Below are 14,131 nucleotides of genomic sequence, written 5' to 3' on the forward strand. Positions count from 1 at the left end.
CAGCTGATCAGCTGATCAGGCCTTTGTAGAGCATGTAGCCGGCCAGCAGGAACAGCAGGCAGGCGAAAGCGCGCTTGAGCTGCTTCACGTCCAGGGCGTGAGCCGCACGTGCACCCAGCGGCGCCATCGTCACGCTGGCCAGGGCAATCACGGCCAGTGCCGGCAGGTAGAGGTAGCCCATCGCGCCCGGCAGCGTCGGCTCCAGGTCCCAGCCGCCGAGCAGATAGCCAAAGGTATTGGCCAGCGCTATCGGGAAGCCCAGGGCGGCGCTCGTCGCTACGGCATTGTGGATAGGCACATTGCACCAGGCCATGAAGGGCACCGAAACAAAGCCGCCGCCAGCCCCCACGAGGCCCGACAGCAGGCCGATGCCCGAGCCCACGCCCACGAGGGCGGCGCGCTCGGGAAGCTGTCGGCTCGGCGCGGGCTTCCTGTCGCGCAGCATCTGCAAGGCCGAAAACCCGACGAAGGCTGCGAAGACCAAGGCGAGCGAGGCGCCCTTGATCAGGGCAAAGACACCGGCACCCGCCGCCAGGCCGCCTACCAGGATGCCGGGTGCCATGTGCCGCACGATGTCCCAGCGCACGGCGCCGCGCTTGTGATGGGCGCGCACGCTGGAGAGCGAGGTGAACATGATGGTCGCCATCGAGGTGGCGATGGCCATCTTGACCGACATGTCTGCGTTCACGCCGCGCTGCGAGAGCAGTGCGGTCAGCAGGGGCACCATCAGCATGCCGCCGCCAATGCCCAGGAGGCCCGCCAGGAATCCGGACACGAGCCCGAGTCCCAGCAATTCAGCGAGCAGCAAAGCGTCCATCAAACACCCAGCAGCCGGCAGACCTCGGCCCATTCCTGAGGGCTCACCGGTGTAATCGACAGTCGATTGCCCGGTTGCAGCGTGCGCATCGTGGCCAGCTTGGGTGCGGCCTTCATCTCGGGCAGACTCAGAAGCCGGGTCTTCTTGCGAAGCTTCACGTCAACATGAAGCCAGCGCGGCTCGTCGGGCTTGGCCTTGGCGTCGAAATAGGGACTCTTGACGTCGAACTGACTGGCGTCCGGGTAGGCGCTGCTGGCCACTTCGGCAAGACCAGCGATGCCGGGCTGCGGGCAGGACGAGTGATAGAACAGGACGCCATCGCCGAGGTGCATGCCATCACGCATGAAGTTGCGTGCCTGGTAGTTACGCACGCCGATCCAGGGGACGGTTTGGCCCGGCGCGGCGGCCAGGTCGTCGATCGAGCATTCTTCGGGCTCGGATTTCATCAACCAATAATTCACCGTGGGCCTCGCTGGGTCGGTGGTCTGGAAGGGAGAAACGAAGGGAGAAAGGTGTCCATCGCGAGCCATGAGCCGCATTCCTGAACCCGGGGATTCAGGTGGGCGAGGTCAGCCGAGCTTCGGGTTCATCTGACGCGAGACGATCACACCAACCGGGCGATGTTCCAAGCCCCTGCTCATAGAGCATCGGTCAAGGAAATATAAGACTCACGCGAACGCGATGGACAGTGTGGATTCTACGCGCCGGCCGGGCCCGGCTCAGCGATCTTCAGAGCAACTGACCGTCTTCGGCCAGGGCGGCATCGAGGCGCTGCATCAAAGCGTCGAGTTCGCTTTCAGGCAGGTCTTGAGGCAGGGCGGCTGCCGCTGTACTCGCAGGCACTGTGGCCTTGGGCGCCGCTGCAGGCTTGCTGCCTTGCTCTGCCAGCTGATAGGCCACATTCAGCGCTGCCAGCACGGCGATGCGCTCGCGCGCCTTGACCTTGCCGGCATCGCGGATCGCACACATCTCGCGGTCCACCTGGGCCACGGCGCGGCCCAGCGTGTCAGCGCCGCCTTCGGGGCAGCCCAGCAGATAGCTCTGGCCCATGATGGTGACTTCCATCTGCTTCATATTCAGCTGTTCTTCCCGGGTTCGGTGGTTTCAACGGGCAGGCGCTCGAGCAAGGCGTCGATGCGCGAGCGGGCCGCGCCCAGTCGCGAGCGCAGGCTGTCGCGCTCCTGGCTCAGGGCTTGCACCTGTTCCTGCAGCAGCGTGTTGGTGCGCTTGAGTTCGTCATGGCGCAGCAGCAGCCGCTCTACGCGTTCGAGAAGATCGGTGAGGCTTGGCATGGATGCGTGGCTTGATGGTGGCAGCGCGGGCGGCTGATTGTAGGCGTCAGGCCGGCAGGGTCCGTGCCTCCTTGGCGGCCAGGGCGCGGCCGTGGTCGCAACAGTTGGCAACCGCGCAACGTTCGCACTGCGGCCGGCGAGCCTGGCAGACATAGCGGCCATGCAGGATCAGCCAGTGATGCGCGTCGACCAGGTACTCCGGCGGAATGCGCTTGAGCAGGCCCTGTTCGACGGCCATCACGTTCTTGCCAGGAGCGAGGCCCGTGATGTTGGAGACTCGAAAGATGTGCGTGTCTACCGCCACGGTCGGTTCGCCAAAGGCCACGTTGAGCACGACATTGGCAGTCTTGCGGCCGACACCGGGCAAGGCCTCCAACGCTTCACGGCTGCGCGGCACATTGCCCTCATGCTGCTCCAGCAGGATGCGGCAGGTCTCGTGCAGGTTCCTGGCCTTGGTGCGGTAAAGGCCGATGGTGCGGATGTAGGCCTCCAGGCCCTCGACGCCGAGCGCGAGAATCTTGGCCGGCGTATTGGCCACCGGAAAGAGCTTGCGAGTCGCCTTGTTGACGCCCACGTCGGTGGCTTGCGCAGACAGCAGCACGGCGGCCAACAGCTCAAACACACTGGCGTACTCAAGCTCGGTCTGCGGCGCCGGATTGGCGCGCTCGAGGATGGCGAAGAACTCGCGGATCTGCTGAGGATTCATGCCCTCATTTTGCGCGAGCCCGCGCGCGCGCCAGGGCGGCTTCGATGATGGCGCGCTTGGCATCCAGGGCCTTGGGATCGGTGAGCTTGGAGGCCGCGGCAATGTCAGCCAGCTTGGCTTGCGCCTTCTGGCGCAGGCGCTCTTCATTCTCGACCTCGGCGCGAGCCACCCGCATCTGATGGAATCGGTAGCGCTGACGCGCCTCATCGGCTTGCGGCTTGCTCCAGGCCTCCCAGGCGGTGCGACCACCGCTGACCTCGACCATGGAGATGCAGTCGACCGGGCAGGCTGGGATGCAGAGCTCGCAGCCGGTGCATTGCTCGTTGACGATCACATGCATCTGCTTGGGCGCGCCGACGATGCAGTCGACCGGGCAGGCCTTGATGCAAAGGGTGCAGCCGATGCACCAGCTCTCATCAATGACAGCCAATGCGCGCGCGGCTTCGATGCCGTTCTCGGGATTGAGCGCGAGTATTGCCTTGCCGGTCAGAGCAGCCAGGCGGCGCACGCCCTCGTCACCACCGGGTGGGCATTGATTGATCTCGGCTTCGCCGGACGCTACGGCCGCGGCATAGCTGCGGCAATCGGGGTATCCGCAGCGGGTGCATTGGGTTTGCGGCAGCGCCTGGTCGAGCTGTTGAACCAGGTTCGCCAGCTCGTCCGGGGCTGTCGAGCTCATCGGCCGGCGGGCTTTCGGGCGCGCTTGGCCGGTGCCGTCGCCTTGGCCGCGGGCGACAAGGGCTTGGCCTGGTACTTGGCGATGAAGTCGCGCACCTCCGGATAGACCTTTTCACGCCAGCGGCGGCCCGAGAAGATGCCGTAGTGGCCGGCGCCGATCGCGTCGTAGTGGAACTGGTGGCCCTTGGGAATGCCTTCGCACAGGTCGTGCGCCGCACGGGTCTGGCCGGCGCCGGAGATGTCGTCCAGCTCGCCTTCCACTGTCAGCAGGGCTGTGGTCTTGATGTCCTGCGGGCGCACCAGTTGGCCGTTCACTTCCCAGGTGCCGTTCACGAGCGCGAAGTCCTGGAACACGGTCTTGATGGTTTCGAGGTAGTACTCGGCCGGCATGTCCAGCACGGCGTTGTATTCGTCGTAGAACTGGCGGTGCGACTCGGCACTGTCGCCGTCGCCGCGCACCAGGTCCAGGAAGTAGTCGTAGTGTGAGCTCAGGTGGCGGTCGGGGTTCATGGCCACAAAGCCGGTGTGCTGCAGGAAGCCAGGGTAGACCGCTCGGCCAGCGCCCGGGAAGTTCGTCGGCACACGGAAGATGACGTTGTTCTCGAACCAGCTGTGGCTCTTGTTCATTGCCAGGTTGTTGACGGCCGTCGGACTCTTGCGGGCGTCGATGGGGCCACCCATCATGGTCATCGTGATCGGGGTCTGTTCGCAGTTGGAGGCCATCAGCGAAATCGCCGCCAGCACCGGCACGGTGGGCTGGCAGACCGACATCACATGCGAGTTCGGGCCGACGTGGCGGATGAACTCCTGCACATACGCGATGTAGTCGTCCAGGTGGAAGGCGCCGACGTCGGTCGGCACCATGCGGGCATCGGTCCAGTCAGTGATGTAGACCTTGTGGTCCTTCAGGAGCGTGCGCACGGTCTCGCGCAGGAGCGTCGAGTGGTGGCCGGAGAGCGGCGCCACGACCAGCACGGTCGGCTGGTCCTTCATCTTGGTCAGCACGGCCACGTCGTCGGTGTAGCGCTTGAAGCGCAAGAGGCGACAGAAGGGCTTGGTGATCGGCACCAGCTCCTGCACAGCCACTTCCACGCCATCGACCTCGACGCCACGGATATTGAATTCCGGCTTCTCGTAGTCCTTGGCCAGTCGGTGCATCAGGTCCAGGCCGGCAGAGACGCGCTGCGCCATCGGCGTGTGCGTGAAGGGCGACAGCGGGTGGCTGTAGAGCTTGGCCGAGGCGCTGGCGAACTCCGAGAAGGGGCTCAGCAGGGCGCGCTGGGTTTCGAAGAACTGATACAGCATGTGGGCAACCTTTGAGCTTGGGGCAGGGCAGGGAAGGCCCTATCTTGCCTCAATTTGTGCAATGCAGCATCAGCACCAATCCGGGGTTTGGGCCCCAGATCGGGGCCTTGGCGCCAAAAAATGGCGCTTTGCGCACATCGATGGAGCGAGCTTCAGCCGCGCATGACGGCCGCCATGGCCGCGGCGACTGCCGGCAGGTTCTTTTCGTTCAGCGCGGCCACGCAGATGCGACCCGAGTCCACACCATAGATGCCGAACTCGCTGCGCAGCCGCTGCATCTGGGCCGCATTCAGGCCCGAATAGCTGAACATGCCCTTCTGGCGGGTGACGAACTCCAGGTCGGCAGTGACGCCAGCGGCCTTCAGGGCCGCCACCAGGGCGCCGCGCATGGCCTTGATGCGCACGCGCATGCCGGCCAGCTCTTCTTCCCACATCGAGCGCAGGGCCGGCGTGCCCAGCACGGTTGCCACGACCTGTGCGCCATGAGTGGGAGGGTTGGAGTAGTTGGTGCGGATCACGATCTTGAGCTGGCTCAGGACCTTGGCCGTTTCGTCAGCCGAGGCGCAGACCACGCTCAGGGCGCCGACGCGCTCGCCATAGAGCGAGAAGCTCTTCGAGAAACTCGTAGAGACAAAGAAGTCCAGACCGGCGGCCAGGAACTGCTGGATTACCGCGCCGTCTTCGGCAATGCCTTCGCCAAAGCCCTGGTAGGCCATGTCGAGGAAAGCCACCAGGCCGCGAGCCTTGACGGCGGCAACAACCTGCTCCCACTGGGCGGCGGTCAGGTCGTAGCCGGTCGGGTTGTGGCAGCAGGCGTGCAGCACGACGACCGTACGGGCCGGCGCTGCGTTCAATGCGGCCAGCATGCCGGCGAAGTTGATGCCGCGGTTCTCGGCGTCGTAGTAGGGATAGGCGTCGACCGTGAAACCGGCATTGGTGAACAACGCGCGGTGGTTTTCCCAGCTCGGGTCCGAGATCAGGACCTTGGCGGCGGGATTGAGCTTCTGCAGGAAATCGGCGCCGATCTTCAGGCCGCCGGTCCCGCCGATGGCCTGCACCGTGGCCACGCGGCCGGCCTTCAGGATGTCGCTGTCCGCACCAAAGACCAGGCCCTGCACGGCCTTGTCATAGGCGGCGATGCCGTCGATCGGCAGGTAGCCGCGGGCTTTCGGGGCGGCCTGCATGCCGGCTTCGGCCTCGGCCACGCAGCGCAGCAGCGGCAGCTTGCCGTTCTCGTCGTAGTACACGCCGACGCCCAGATTGACCTTGGCCGGGTTGGTGTCGGCGTTGAACTGCTCGTTGAGGCCCAGGATGGGGTCACGCGGGGCCATGGCGACGGCGGAGAACAAGGACATGGAAGCTCTTTCCTGACAGTACGGTGGCATGAGGGCTTGGGTGGCAGGCCGGCGTTTCCGGTTTGACTGCGCTACGCTGTCGGGCTGTTGGTTGCCAACGTCAGCGACGCCAATTCTAGGCGGCGGCGGGATGGCAGCTCAGGGAATTCCCGATGCAAAAAGCGACTGCCGTCATGCCCGTTCCAGAGGAAGCCAGCGAAGAGCCGAAGGGCGAGTTCGTCAGCTTCGAAGGCTCGCCGTTCCAGCTTTTCCAGCCATTTCCGCCGGCGGGCGACCAACCCACGGCGATTGCCCAGCTCTGCGAAGGCATCAACGACGGCCTGAGCTACCAGACGCTGCTGGGCGTGACCGGCTCCGGCAAGACCTACACCATGGCCAATGTGATCGCCCGCCTGGGCCGGCCGGCCATCGTGTTCGCGCCCAACAAGACGCTGGCAGCCCAGCTCTACAGCGAGTTCCGCGAGTTCTTCCCGAAGAATGCGGTCGAGTACTTCGTCAGCTACTACGACTACTACCAGCCCGAGGCCTATGTGCCGCAGCGGGACATGTTCATCGAGAAGGACAGCGCGATCAACGAGCAGATCGAACAGTTGCGCCTGTCCTGCACCAAGAGCCTCCTGGAGCGGCGCGATGTGGTGATCGTGGCTTCGGTATCTGCGATCTACGGCATCGGCAACCCGAGCGACTATCACCAGATGGTGATGACGCTGCGCAGCGGCGACAAGATGGGCCAGCGCGACGTGATTGCCCAGCTGATTCGCATGCAGTACACGCGCAACGAGATGGAATTCAGCCGCGGCCATTTCCGTGTTCGCGGCGACACCATCGATGTGTTTCCGGCCGAGCATTCGGAACTCGCCCTGCGCATCGAGCTGTTTGACGATGAAGTCGAAAGCATGTCGCTGTTCGATCCGCTCACCGGCCAGATCCGCCAGAAGATTCCGCGTTTCACGGTCTATCCGAGCAGCCACTACGTCACGCCCCGGGAAAGAGTGCTGGCGGCCATCGAGACGATCAAGGAAGAGCTGCGCGAGCGGCTCGGCTTCTTCGTCAAGGAAGGCAAGCTCGTGGAGGCGCAGCGCCTGGAGCAGCGCACCCGTTTCGATCTCGAAATGCTGCAGGAGGTGGGCCACTGCAAGGGCATCGAGAACTACTCGCGCCACCTCTCTGGCGCGGCGCCGGGCGAGCCGCCGCCCACGCTGGTGGACTATCTGCCGCCCGATGCCCTGATGTTCCTGGATGAGAGCCATGTCCTGATCGGCCAGTTCGGCGGCATGTACAACGGCGACCGCGCGCGCAAGACGACGCTGTCTGAATACGGCTTCCGCCTGCCTTCGGCGCTGGACAACCGGCCGCTGAAGTTCGAGGAGTTCGAACGCAAGATGCGGCAGGCCGTATTTGTCTCCGCAACGCCGGCTGCCTATGAACAGCAGAACGCCGGGCAGGTGGTGGAGCAGGTGGTGCGGCCGACCGGGCTGGTCGATCCCGAGGTCGAAGTGCGGCCCGCCACTCACCAGGTGGACGATGTTCTGCAGGAGATTCGGCATCGCGTCGAGGTGGGCGAGCGCGTGCTGATCACGACGCTGACCAAGCGCATGGCCGAGCAGCTGACCGACTACCTGACCGACAACGGCGTCAAGGTGCGCTATCTGCACTCCGACGTGGACACGGTGGAGCGGGTCGAGATCCTGCGCGACCTGCGCCTTGGTACTTTCGACGTGCTGGTCGGCATCAACTTGCTGCGCGAAGGCCTGGATATTCCCGAGGTGTCCCTGGTGGCCATCCTGGATGCCGACAAGGAAGGCTTTCTGCGTTCCGAGCGCAGCCTGATCCAGACGATTGGCCGCGCGGCGCGCAACCTGAACGGCAAGGCGATTCTTTACGCCGACCGCATCACCGAGTCGATGCGCAAGGCCATCGGCGAAACCGAACGCCGCCGCGCCAAGCAGATCGAATTCAATACGGCCAACGGCATCACGCCGCGCAGTGTGCAAAAGCGGATCAAGGAGCTGATCGAAGGCGTGTACTCGGACAAGCCGGGTCGCGACGATCACAAGTTGATCGCGGCGGCCGAGGTCGAGGAGATGTCCGAGAAGGACTTGAGCAAGCGCATCGTCCAGCTGGAGAAGAAGATGCTGGAGCATGCCCGCAACCTCGAGTTCGAGCAGGCCGCCCGCATGCGCGACCAGTTGGCGCAACTGCGCGAGCAGGCCTTTGGTGCTGCGGTGCACGACAATATCGTGCCGATCGAGGCTGCCAAGGGAAGTCGCTGAGTGATCAAGCCATTGTTGGACCGCATGCTGGGCCGCAAGCCGCGTCTGAGCGTGCTCATGGTTTGCTCGGGCAATATCTGCCGCTCACCCACCGCACAGGCCGTGCTGGAAAAGCGCTTGGCCGAGCTCGGACTCGACAAGCAGGTGTTGGTCGACTCGGCCGGCCTGGAGAGCTTTCATGTTGGCGAGCCGCCGGACAAGCGTTCGCAAAAGCATGCCGCGCACCGCGGCTACGACCTCTCGCGGCAGCGGGCTCGCCGCTTTGAGCGCGCGGATTTTGAGCGTTTCGATCTCGTTCTGGCGATGGACCAGGGGCATCTCGCCTCCTTGCGCAAGCGTTGCCCGGCCGAGTTGCAGGGTCGGTTGGCCTTGCTGCTGGGTGATGCCGACGTGCCCGATCCGTTCTACGGCGGGCCGTCCGGCTTTGACCGGGTGCTGGACCTGATCGAGCCACGCTGCGCCCAGCTTGCCGGCGAATTGGCCGAGCGTCTCAAGAGCCCGGGCGCCTGAGGCTGGGTCAAACCCCAGCTTTGCCAGGGGCTTGCAGGCCGCCGCGTGGGCGTCCCCAGCAAGCCTGCCCATAATTGAGTAAAATAGTCGGACTTACCCAAGGGTTAACCCGCCAGGCTGGCGCTTGAATTCTTGGGATGGGCAGGACCTGAGCACTGGCCGCTGCCAAGGGCTCGATCCGCCGGATCGGGCCGGACTATCAGGAGCTTGATATGCGTCTCACCACCAAAGGCCGTTTTGCCGTCACTGCGATGATTGATCTGGCGCTGCGCGAAAACGGCGGTCCGGTTGCCCTGGCTGCCATCAGCCAGCGGCAGCAGATTTCCCTGTCCTATCTCGAGCAACTGTTCGGCAAGCTGCGCCGCCATGAGCTGGTGGAAAGCACCCGTGGCCCGGGCGGCGGCTATTCGCTGGGACGCAAGTCCAGCGAGATCACGGTGGCCGACATCATTGTCGCCGTGGACGAGCCGATCGACGCCACCGGTTGCGGCGGCAAGGAAAACTGCATGGGCGAAGACACCGGCAAGTGCATCACGCATGAGCTGTGGACCAGCCTCAATGCCAAGATGATCGAGTACCTCGACTCCGTTTCGCTGCGCAAGCTGGTTGAAGACCAGTTGGCCAAGGGCGTGACCATCGAGGAAGCACCCATCAAGCGCGCCATCTCCAGCCAGCCCGTGGTCAAGCCCATCCGCATCACCGCCCCGAATTCGGTCTTTGCCCTCGGCAACGCCTTCAGCAAATAAGCAGCCAGCCAAAAGAAGAAGTCTCATGGACATGACGCCTCACTTCCCCATCTACATGGATTACGGCGCGACGACGCCGGTAGACCCGCGCGTCGTCGACGCCATGATCCCGTGGTTGCGCGAGCATTTCGGCAACCCGGCATCGCGCAGCCACGCCTGGGGCTGGGAAGCCGAAGCCGCCGTTGAAAAGGCGCGCGAGCAGGTGGCTGCGCTGATCGGCGCCGACCCGCGCGAAATCGTCTGGACCTCGGGTGCCACCGAGTCCAACAACCTTGCCATCAAGGGCGCTGCCCACTTTTACCAAAGCCGCGGCAAGCACATCATCACGGTGAAGACCGAGCACAAGGCCGTGCTCGACACCACGCGTGAACTGGAGCGCCAGGGCTTCGAGGTGACCTATCTCTCCGTGAAGGAAGATGGCTTGCTCGACCTGGAGGTGTTCAAGGCCGCGCTGCGGCCCGACACCATCCTGGTCTCGGTCATGTTCGTGAACAACGAGATCGGTGTCATTCAGGACATTCCGGCCATTGGCACGATCTGCCGCGAGCGCGGCATCATCTTCCACGTCGATGCGGCGCAGGCCACCGGCAAGGTGCAGATCGACATGGCCACGCTGCCGGTCGACTTGCTGAGCCTGGCTTCCCACAAGACCTATGGCCCCAAGGGCATCGGCGCCCTGTATGTGCGCCGCAAGCCGCGCGTGCGCCTGGAAGCCCAGATGCACGGCGGTGGTCATGAGCGCGGCATGCGCTCGGGCACCCTGCCCACGCACCAGATCGTCGGCATGGGCGAGGCCTTCCGCATCGCCCGCGAGGAAATGGCCACCGAGGGCGAGCGCATCCGCGCGCTGCAGCAGCGTCTCCTGAACGGCCTGAAGGACATCGAGCAGGTCTTCGTCAACGGCGACATGGAACGCCGCGTGCCGCACAACCTGAACATCTCGTTCAACTACGTGGAAGGCGAGTCGCTGATCATGGGCGTGAAGGGCATTGCCGTGTCCTCGGGCTCGGCCTGCACCTCGGCCAGCCTGGAGCCGAGCTATGTCTTGCGCGCCCTGGGCCGCAGCGACGAGCTGGCGCATTCCTCGCTGCGCATGACCATCGGCCGCTTCACGACCGAAGAAGAAATCGACTACGCAGTGACGATACTGAAAGACCGCGTGGCCAAGCTGCGCGAGCTCTCGCCGCTGTGGGACATGTACAAGGACGGCATCGATCTGAGCACCATCCAGTGGGCAGCACACTGATCGAACGAACGAATTAGGAGAACACCATGGCATACAGCGAAAAAGTCATCGACCATTACGAAAACCCCCGCAATGTCGGCGCCTTCGAAAAGGGCGACGAGACCGTGGGCACGGGCATGGTCGGCGCACCGGCCTGCGGCGACGTGATGAAGCTGCAGATCAAGGTCAACCCGGCCACGGGCCTGATCGAGGACGCCAAGTTCAAGACCTATGGCTGCGGTTCGGCCATCGCCTCCAGTTCGCTGGTGACCGAATGGGTCAAGGGCAAGAGTCTGGACCAGGCGCTCTCGATCAAGAACACGCAGATCGCCGAAGAGCTGGCGCTGCCGCCGGTCAAGATCCATTGCTCCATCCTGGCCGAAGACGCGATCAAGGCCGCGGTGGACGACTACCGCGCCAAGCACTCGCAATAAGGGCTGAGCCGATGTCCGTCACTCTGACCGAAGCAGCTGCACGCCATGTCACCCGCTACATCGCAAAGCGCGGTCGCGGTGTCGGTGTACGCCTCGGCGTCAAGACCACCGGCTGCTCGGGTCTGGCCTACAAGCTTGAGTACGCCGACGAGTTCGCGCCCGAGGATGTGATCTTCGAGGGCCATGGCGTGAAGATCCTGATCGACCCGAAAAGCCTGCCATACCTGGACGGCACCGAACTCGACTTCGTGCGCGAAGGCCTCAACGAGGGTTTCAAGTTCCGCAATCCGCGTGAGAAGGACCGCTGCGGCTGCGGCGAGTCCTTCCGCGTGTAAAGTCCGGGCGGCATCCACAGTGGCGCGGCTTGAAAGGCCGCGCTTTTTGCTTTCTCCACCGACCATGCGCCTCGACGACGACGACTTCAGCCTCTTCGGCCTGCCCCAGCGCTTTGCGCAGGATGCGGCCGATATCGAGGCGCGCTGGAAGGCACTCGCCGCCAAGGTCCATCCGGACAAGTTCGCCGCCGAAGGCGGATCGGCCCAGCGCCAGGCCATGCAATGGGCCCTGCGCGTGAACGAGGCGCACCAGCGCCTGCGCGATCCGCAAAAGCGCGCAGGCTACCTTTGCGAACTGCGTGGCGCGGCCTTGCAGGCCAACGAGAACACAAGCATGCCGGCCGCCTTCCTGATGGAACAGATGGAATGGCGCGAGGCGCTTGATGAGGCGAGCGGCGCGGCCGCCATTGAAGCGCTGGACGAACAAGTGCTGGCCCGTGAGCGCGGCCTGCTGGCCGAAGCCGGCGAGTTGCTCGACGAGAAGAATGATCCGGCCGAAGCGGCCAAGCGGGTGAGGGCGCTGATGTTCGTGGCGCGCTTCCGCGCCGACATCGATAAGCGCCTGGACGCCCTGGGACACTAAGACATGGCTTTGCTGCAGATTTCCGAACCCGGCCAATCGCCCAATCCGCATGAGCGTCGCATCGCGGTCGGCATCGACCTGGGCACCACGCACTCGCTGGTCGCTTCGGTGCGCAGTGGCGTGGCCGAATGCCTGCCCGACGAACAGGGGCGTGTGATCCTGCCCTCAGCGGTTCGCTACCTGGATGAGGGTAGACGCCAGATTGGCGCCGAGGCCTTCGAGGCCCAGGCCGAAGACCCGGAGAACACCATCGTTTCGGTTAAGCGCTTCATGGGGCGCTCACTGGCCGACATCGCCAACCGCGAGAAGCTGCCCTACGAGTTCGAAGACACGCCGGGCATGCTGAGCCTGCACACGCGACATGGCCTGAAGTCGCCGGTGGAAGTTTCGGCCGAGATCCTGGCGACCCTGCGCTATCGCGCCGAAGACAGTTTTGCCGACGACCTGTTCGGTGCCGTGATCACGGTGCCGGCCTACTTTGACGATGCGCAGCGTCAGGCGACGAAGGATGCGGCGCAACTCGCCGGTCTCAATGTCCTGCGCCTGATCAACGAGCCTACGGCCGCGGCGATTGCCTATGGCCTGGACAATGGCAGCGAAGGGCTCTACGCGGTCTACGACCTCGGCGGCGGCACCTTCGATATTTCGCTCCTGCGCCTGACCCAGGGCGTGTTCGAGGTCGTGGCTACCGGCGGCGATGCAGCACTGGGCGGCGACGACTTTGACCGTGCGCTGGCCGACTGGGCCTTGGCCCAGTCCGGGCGCAGCGCCGAAAGCGCGCATGACAAGCGGGCCGTGCTGGTCGCTGCGCGCCTGGCCAAGGAAGCCTTGTCGGATGTCGATTCCACCGCCTTGCATTGCGTCCTCGATGGCGGCGAGCTCAATGTCATCGTCAGCCGCGCCCAGTTCGAGGCGCTGGCCGAACCTTTGATTGCCAAGACCCTGGCTTCGGTGCGCCGCGTGCTGCGCGATGCCAAGGTGAAGCCCGATGCGGTGCAGGGCACGGTGATGGTCGGCGGCTCCACGCGCATGCCTTGTGTTCGCCGTGCTGTCGGCGAGCTGTTCGGCCGCGAGGTGCTGACCAACCTGAATCCGGACGAAGTGGTGGCGCTGGGCGCGGCCATCCAGGCCAATCAGCTGGCCGGCAATGCCGCCGATGGCGAGATCCTCTTGCTGGACGTGATCCCGCTTTCGCTGGGGCTTGAAACCATGGGCGGCCTGGTCGAACGTGTGATCGAGCGCAATGCCACGATCCCCATTGCCAAGGCGCAGGACTTCACGACGTTCAAGGACGGCCAGACCGCCATGGCCATCCACGTGCTGCAAGGCGAACGCGAACTGGTGAGCGAATGCCGCTCGCTGGCACGTTTCGAGCTGCGTGGCATTCCGCCGATGGTGGCCGGTGCGGCGCGCATCCGCGTGAGCTTCCAGGTCGATGCTGATGGCTTGTTGAGCGTTTCGGCCAAGGAGCTGGGCTCGGGCGTCGAGGCTGCCGTGCAGGTCAAGCCAAGCTACGGGCTGTCGGACGATCAGATTGCGGGCATGCTGAAGGACGGTTTCGCCTCCGCTGAGTCGGACATGCAGGCCCGCGCGCTGCGCGAAGCGCGCGTGGAAGCCGAGCGCATGCTGCTCGCCACGCATTCGGCACTGAACGCTGACGGTGATTTGCTGACCGATGCTGAGCGTGCCGATATTGCAAGGCTCTTGGCAGCCATGAACGAAACCGCCAAGGGCGAAGACTCGCATGCCATCGATGCCGCCGTCGAAGCGCTGGCCAAGGGTACCGAAGCCTTTGCCGCCGCGCGCATGAACCGAGGCATCCATCAGGCCCTGGCTGGCCGCAACATCGATCAGGTTTAAAGAGTTAGGCAG

Annotated in this window: 16 protein-coding genes; 8 read left to right on the forward strand and 8 right to left on the reverse strand. The window is 64.5% G+C overall.

Annotated features, from left to right (window positions below; genetic code table 11):
- Positions 1-7: 7 nt before the first annotated feature.
- The 8 genes from V3596_RS05490 to V3596_RS05525 all read right to left on the reverse strand — a co-directional run bounded on the left by V3596_RS05490 (position 8) and on the right by V3596_RS05525 (position 6,153).
- Positions 8-817, reverse strand: a complete 810-nt coding sequence (locus V3596_RS05490) for a sulfite exporter TauE/SafE family protein (RefSeq protein WP_334276644.1) — start codon at positions 815-817, stop codon at positions 8-10.
- Positions 817-1,263 (reverse strand): EVE domain-containing protein, encoded by a 447-nt coding sequence (locus V3596_RS05495; protein WP_334276645.1) that lies wholly within the window; start codon positions 1,261-1,263, stop codon positions 817-819. Before V3596_RS05495 ends, V3596_RS05490 begins: the two co-directional genes overlap by 1 nt.
- Before the next feature lie 283 nt (positions 1,264-1,546).
- Positions 1,547-1,891 (reverse strand): cell division protein ZapA, encoded by a 345-nt coding sequence (locus V3596_RS05500; protein ID WP_334276646.1) that lies wholly within the window; start codon positions 1,889-1,891, stop codon positions 1,547-1,549.
- A gap of 2 nt (positions 1,892-1,893) precedes the next feature.
- Positions 1,894-2,109 carry a DUF904 domain-containing protein gene (locus V3596_RS05505; RefSeq protein WP_334276648.1) on the reverse strand — a complete coding sequence of 72 codons (216 nt, stop codon included), beginning with the start codon at positions 2,107-2,109 and terminating at the stop codon, positions 1,894-1,896.
- 46 nt (positions 2,110-2,155) lie between these two features.
- A complete protein-coding gene (nth, locus tag V3596_RS05510) occupies positions 2,156-2,815 on the reverse strand; it encodes an endonuclease III (RefSeq protein ID WP_334276650.1) in 660 nt (219 codons plus the stop codon).
- Positions 2,816-2,819: 4 nt separating this feature from the next.
- Complete coding sequence (gene rsxB, locus V3596_RS05515) at positions 2,820-3,494, reverse strand: electron transport complex subunit RsxB (RefSeq protein ID WP_334276652.1); 675 nt, start codon at positions 3,492-3,494, stop codon at positions 2,820-2,822.
- Positions 3,491-4,798, reverse strand: coding sequence for a polyhydroxyalkanoate depolymerase (locus V3596_RS05520; protein ID WP_334276654.1), 1,308 nt, complete (start codon positions 4,796-4,798; stop codon positions 3,491-3,493). Before V3596_RS05520 ends, rsxB begins: the two co-directional genes overlap by 4 nt.
- 152 nt (positions 4,799-4,950) lie before the next feature.
- Positions 4,951-6,153 (reverse strand): amino acid aminotransferase, encoded by a 1,203-nt coding sequence (locus V3596_RS05525; protein WP_334276655.1) that lies wholly within the window; start codon positions 6,151-6,153, stop codon positions 4,951-4,953.
- 152 nt (positions 6,154-6,305) lie between these two features.
- On the opposite strand from V3596_RS05525, the gene uvrB reads away from it, so the two are divergent.
- The 8 genes from uvrB to hscA all read left to right on the forward strand — a co-directional run bounded on the left by uvrB (position 6,306) and on the right by hscA (position 14,119).
- Entirely contained in the window at positions 6,306-8,426 is a 2,121-nt protein-coding gene (gene uvrB / locus V3596_RS05530; protein WP_416383962.1) for an excinuclease ABC subunit UvrB, read from the forward strand.
- Positions 8,427-8,936: a low molecular weight protein-tyrosine-phosphatase gene (locus tag V3596_RS05535; protein WP_334276657.1), complete on the forward strand. Its 510-nt coding sequence runs from the start codon at positions 8,427-8,429 to the stop codon at positions 8,934-8,936. It abuts the gene before it with no gap.
- 212 nt (positions 8,937-9,148) lie between these two features.
- A complete protein-coding gene (locus V3596_RS05540) occupies positions 9,149-9,682 on the forward strand; it encodes a Fe-S cluster assembly transcription factor (protein WP_334276658.1) in 534 nt (177 codons plus the stop codon).
- A gap of 25 nt (positions 9,683-9,707) precedes the next feature.
- Complete coding sequence (locus V3596_RS05545) at positions 9,708-10,928, forward strand: IscS subfamily cysteine desulfurase (RefSeq protein ID WP_334276660.1); 1,221 nt, start codon at positions 9,708-9,710, stop codon at positions 10,926-10,928.
- A 26-nt stretch (positions 10,929-10,954) separates the two neighbouring features.
- Positions 10,955-11,341, forward strand: a complete 387-nt coding sequence (gene iscU, locus V3596_RS05550) for a Fe-S cluster assembly scaffold IscU (RefSeq protein WP_334276661.1) — start codon at positions 10,955-10,957, stop codon at positions 11,339-11,341.
- A gap of 11 nt (positions 11,342-11,352) precedes the next feature.
- Positions 11,353-11,676 carry an iron-sulfur cluster assembly protein IscA gene (iscA, locus tag V3596_RS05555; RefSeq protein WP_334276662.1) on the forward strand — a complete coding sequence of 108 codons (324 nt, stop codon included), beginning with the start codon at positions 11,353-11,355 and terminating at the stop codon, positions 11,674-11,676.
- A gap of 64 nt (positions 11,677-11,740) precedes the next feature.
- A complete protein-coding gene (gene hscB, locus V3596_RS05560; protein WP_334276663.1) occupies positions 11,741-12,259 on the forward strand; it encodes a Fe-S protein assembly co-chaperone HscB in 519 nt (172 codons plus the stop codon).
- A 3-nt stretch (positions 12,260-12,262) separates the two neighbouring features.
- Positions 12,263-14,119 carry a Fe-S protein assembly chaperone HscA gene (hscA, locus tag V3596_RS05565; RefSeq protein ID WP_334276664.1) on the forward strand — a complete coding sequence of 619 codons (1,857 nt, stop codon included), beginning with the start codon at positions 12,263-12,265 and terminating at the stop codon, positions 14,117-14,119.
- The last annotated feature ends 12 nt before the right edge of the window (positions 14,120-14,131 follow it).

The sequence above is a fragment of the Roseateles microcysteis genome, assembly GCF_036880965.1.
In the GTDB taxonomy this organism is placed as follows: domain Bacteria; phylum Pseudomonadota; class Gammaproteobacteria; order Burkholderiales; family Burkholderiaceae_C; genus JAUASW01.

What these genes read in the sequence shown, in the direction of transcription:
- iscA (WP_334276662.1), top strand. Translation starts at nt 11,353, where the DNA reads ATGTCCGTCACTCTGACCGAAGCAGCTGCACGCCATGTCACCCGCTAC.
- V3596_RS05500 (WP_334276646.1), bottom strand. Translation starts at nt 1,891, where the DNA reads ATGAAGCAGATGGAAGTCACCATCATGGGCCAGAGCTATCTGCTGGGC.
- rsxB (WP_334276652.1), bottom strand. Translation starts at nt 3,494, where the DNA reads ATGAGCTCGACAGCCCCGGACGAGCTGGCGAACCTGGTTCAACAGCTC.
- V3596_RS05520 (WP_334276654.1), bottom strand. Translation starts at nt 4,798, where the DNA reads ATGCTGTATCAGTTCTTCGAAACCCAGCGCGCCCTGCTGAGCCCCTTC.
- hscB (WP_334276663.1), top strand. Translation starts at nt 11,741, where the DNA reads ATGCGCCTCGACGACGACGACTTCAGCCTCTTCGGCCTGCCCCAGCGC.
- V3596_RS05545 (WP_334276660.1), top strand. Translation starts at nt 9,708, where the DNA reads ATGGACATGACGCCTCACTTCCCCATCTACATGGATTACGGCGCGACG.
- iscU (WP_334276661.1), top strand. Translation starts at nt 10,955, where the DNA reads ATGGCATACAGCGAAAAAGTCATCGACCATTACGAAAACCCCCGCAAT.
- uvrB (WP_416383962.1), top strand. Translation starts at nt 6,306, where the DNA reads ATGCAAAAAGCGACTGCCGTCATGCCCGTTCCAGAGGAAGCCAGCGAA.
- V3596_RS05490 (WP_334276644.1), bottom strand. Translation starts at nt 817, where the DNA reads ATGGACGCTTTGCTGCTCGCTGAATTGCTGGGACTCGGGCTCGTGTCC.
- hscA (WP_334276664.1), top strand. Translation starts at nt 12,263, where the DNA reads ATGGCTTTGCTGCAGATTTCCGAACCCGGCCAATCGCCCAATCCGCAT.
- V3596_RS05495 (WP_334276645.1), bottom strand. Translation starts at nt 1,263, where the DNA reads ATGAAATCCGAGCCCGAAGAATGCTCGATCGACGACCTGGCCGCCGCG.
- V3596_RS05505 (WP_334276648.1), bottom strand. Translation starts at nt 2,109, where the DNA reads ATGCCAAGCCTCACCGATCTTCTCGAACGCGTAGAGCGGCTGCTGCTG.
- V3596_RS05540 (WP_334276658.1), top strand. Translation starts at nt 9,149, where the DNA reads ATGCGTCTCACCACCAAAGGCCGTTTTGCCGTCACTGCGATGATTGAT.
- V3596_RS05525 (WP_334276655.1), bottom strand. Translation starts at nt 6,153, where the DNA reads ATGTCCTTGTTCTCCGCCGTCGCCATGGCCCCGCGTGACCCCATCCTG.
- nth (WP_334276650.1), bottom strand. Translation starts at nt 2,815, where the DNA reads ATGAATCCTCAGCAGATCCGCGAGTTCTTCGCCATCCTCGAGCGCGCC.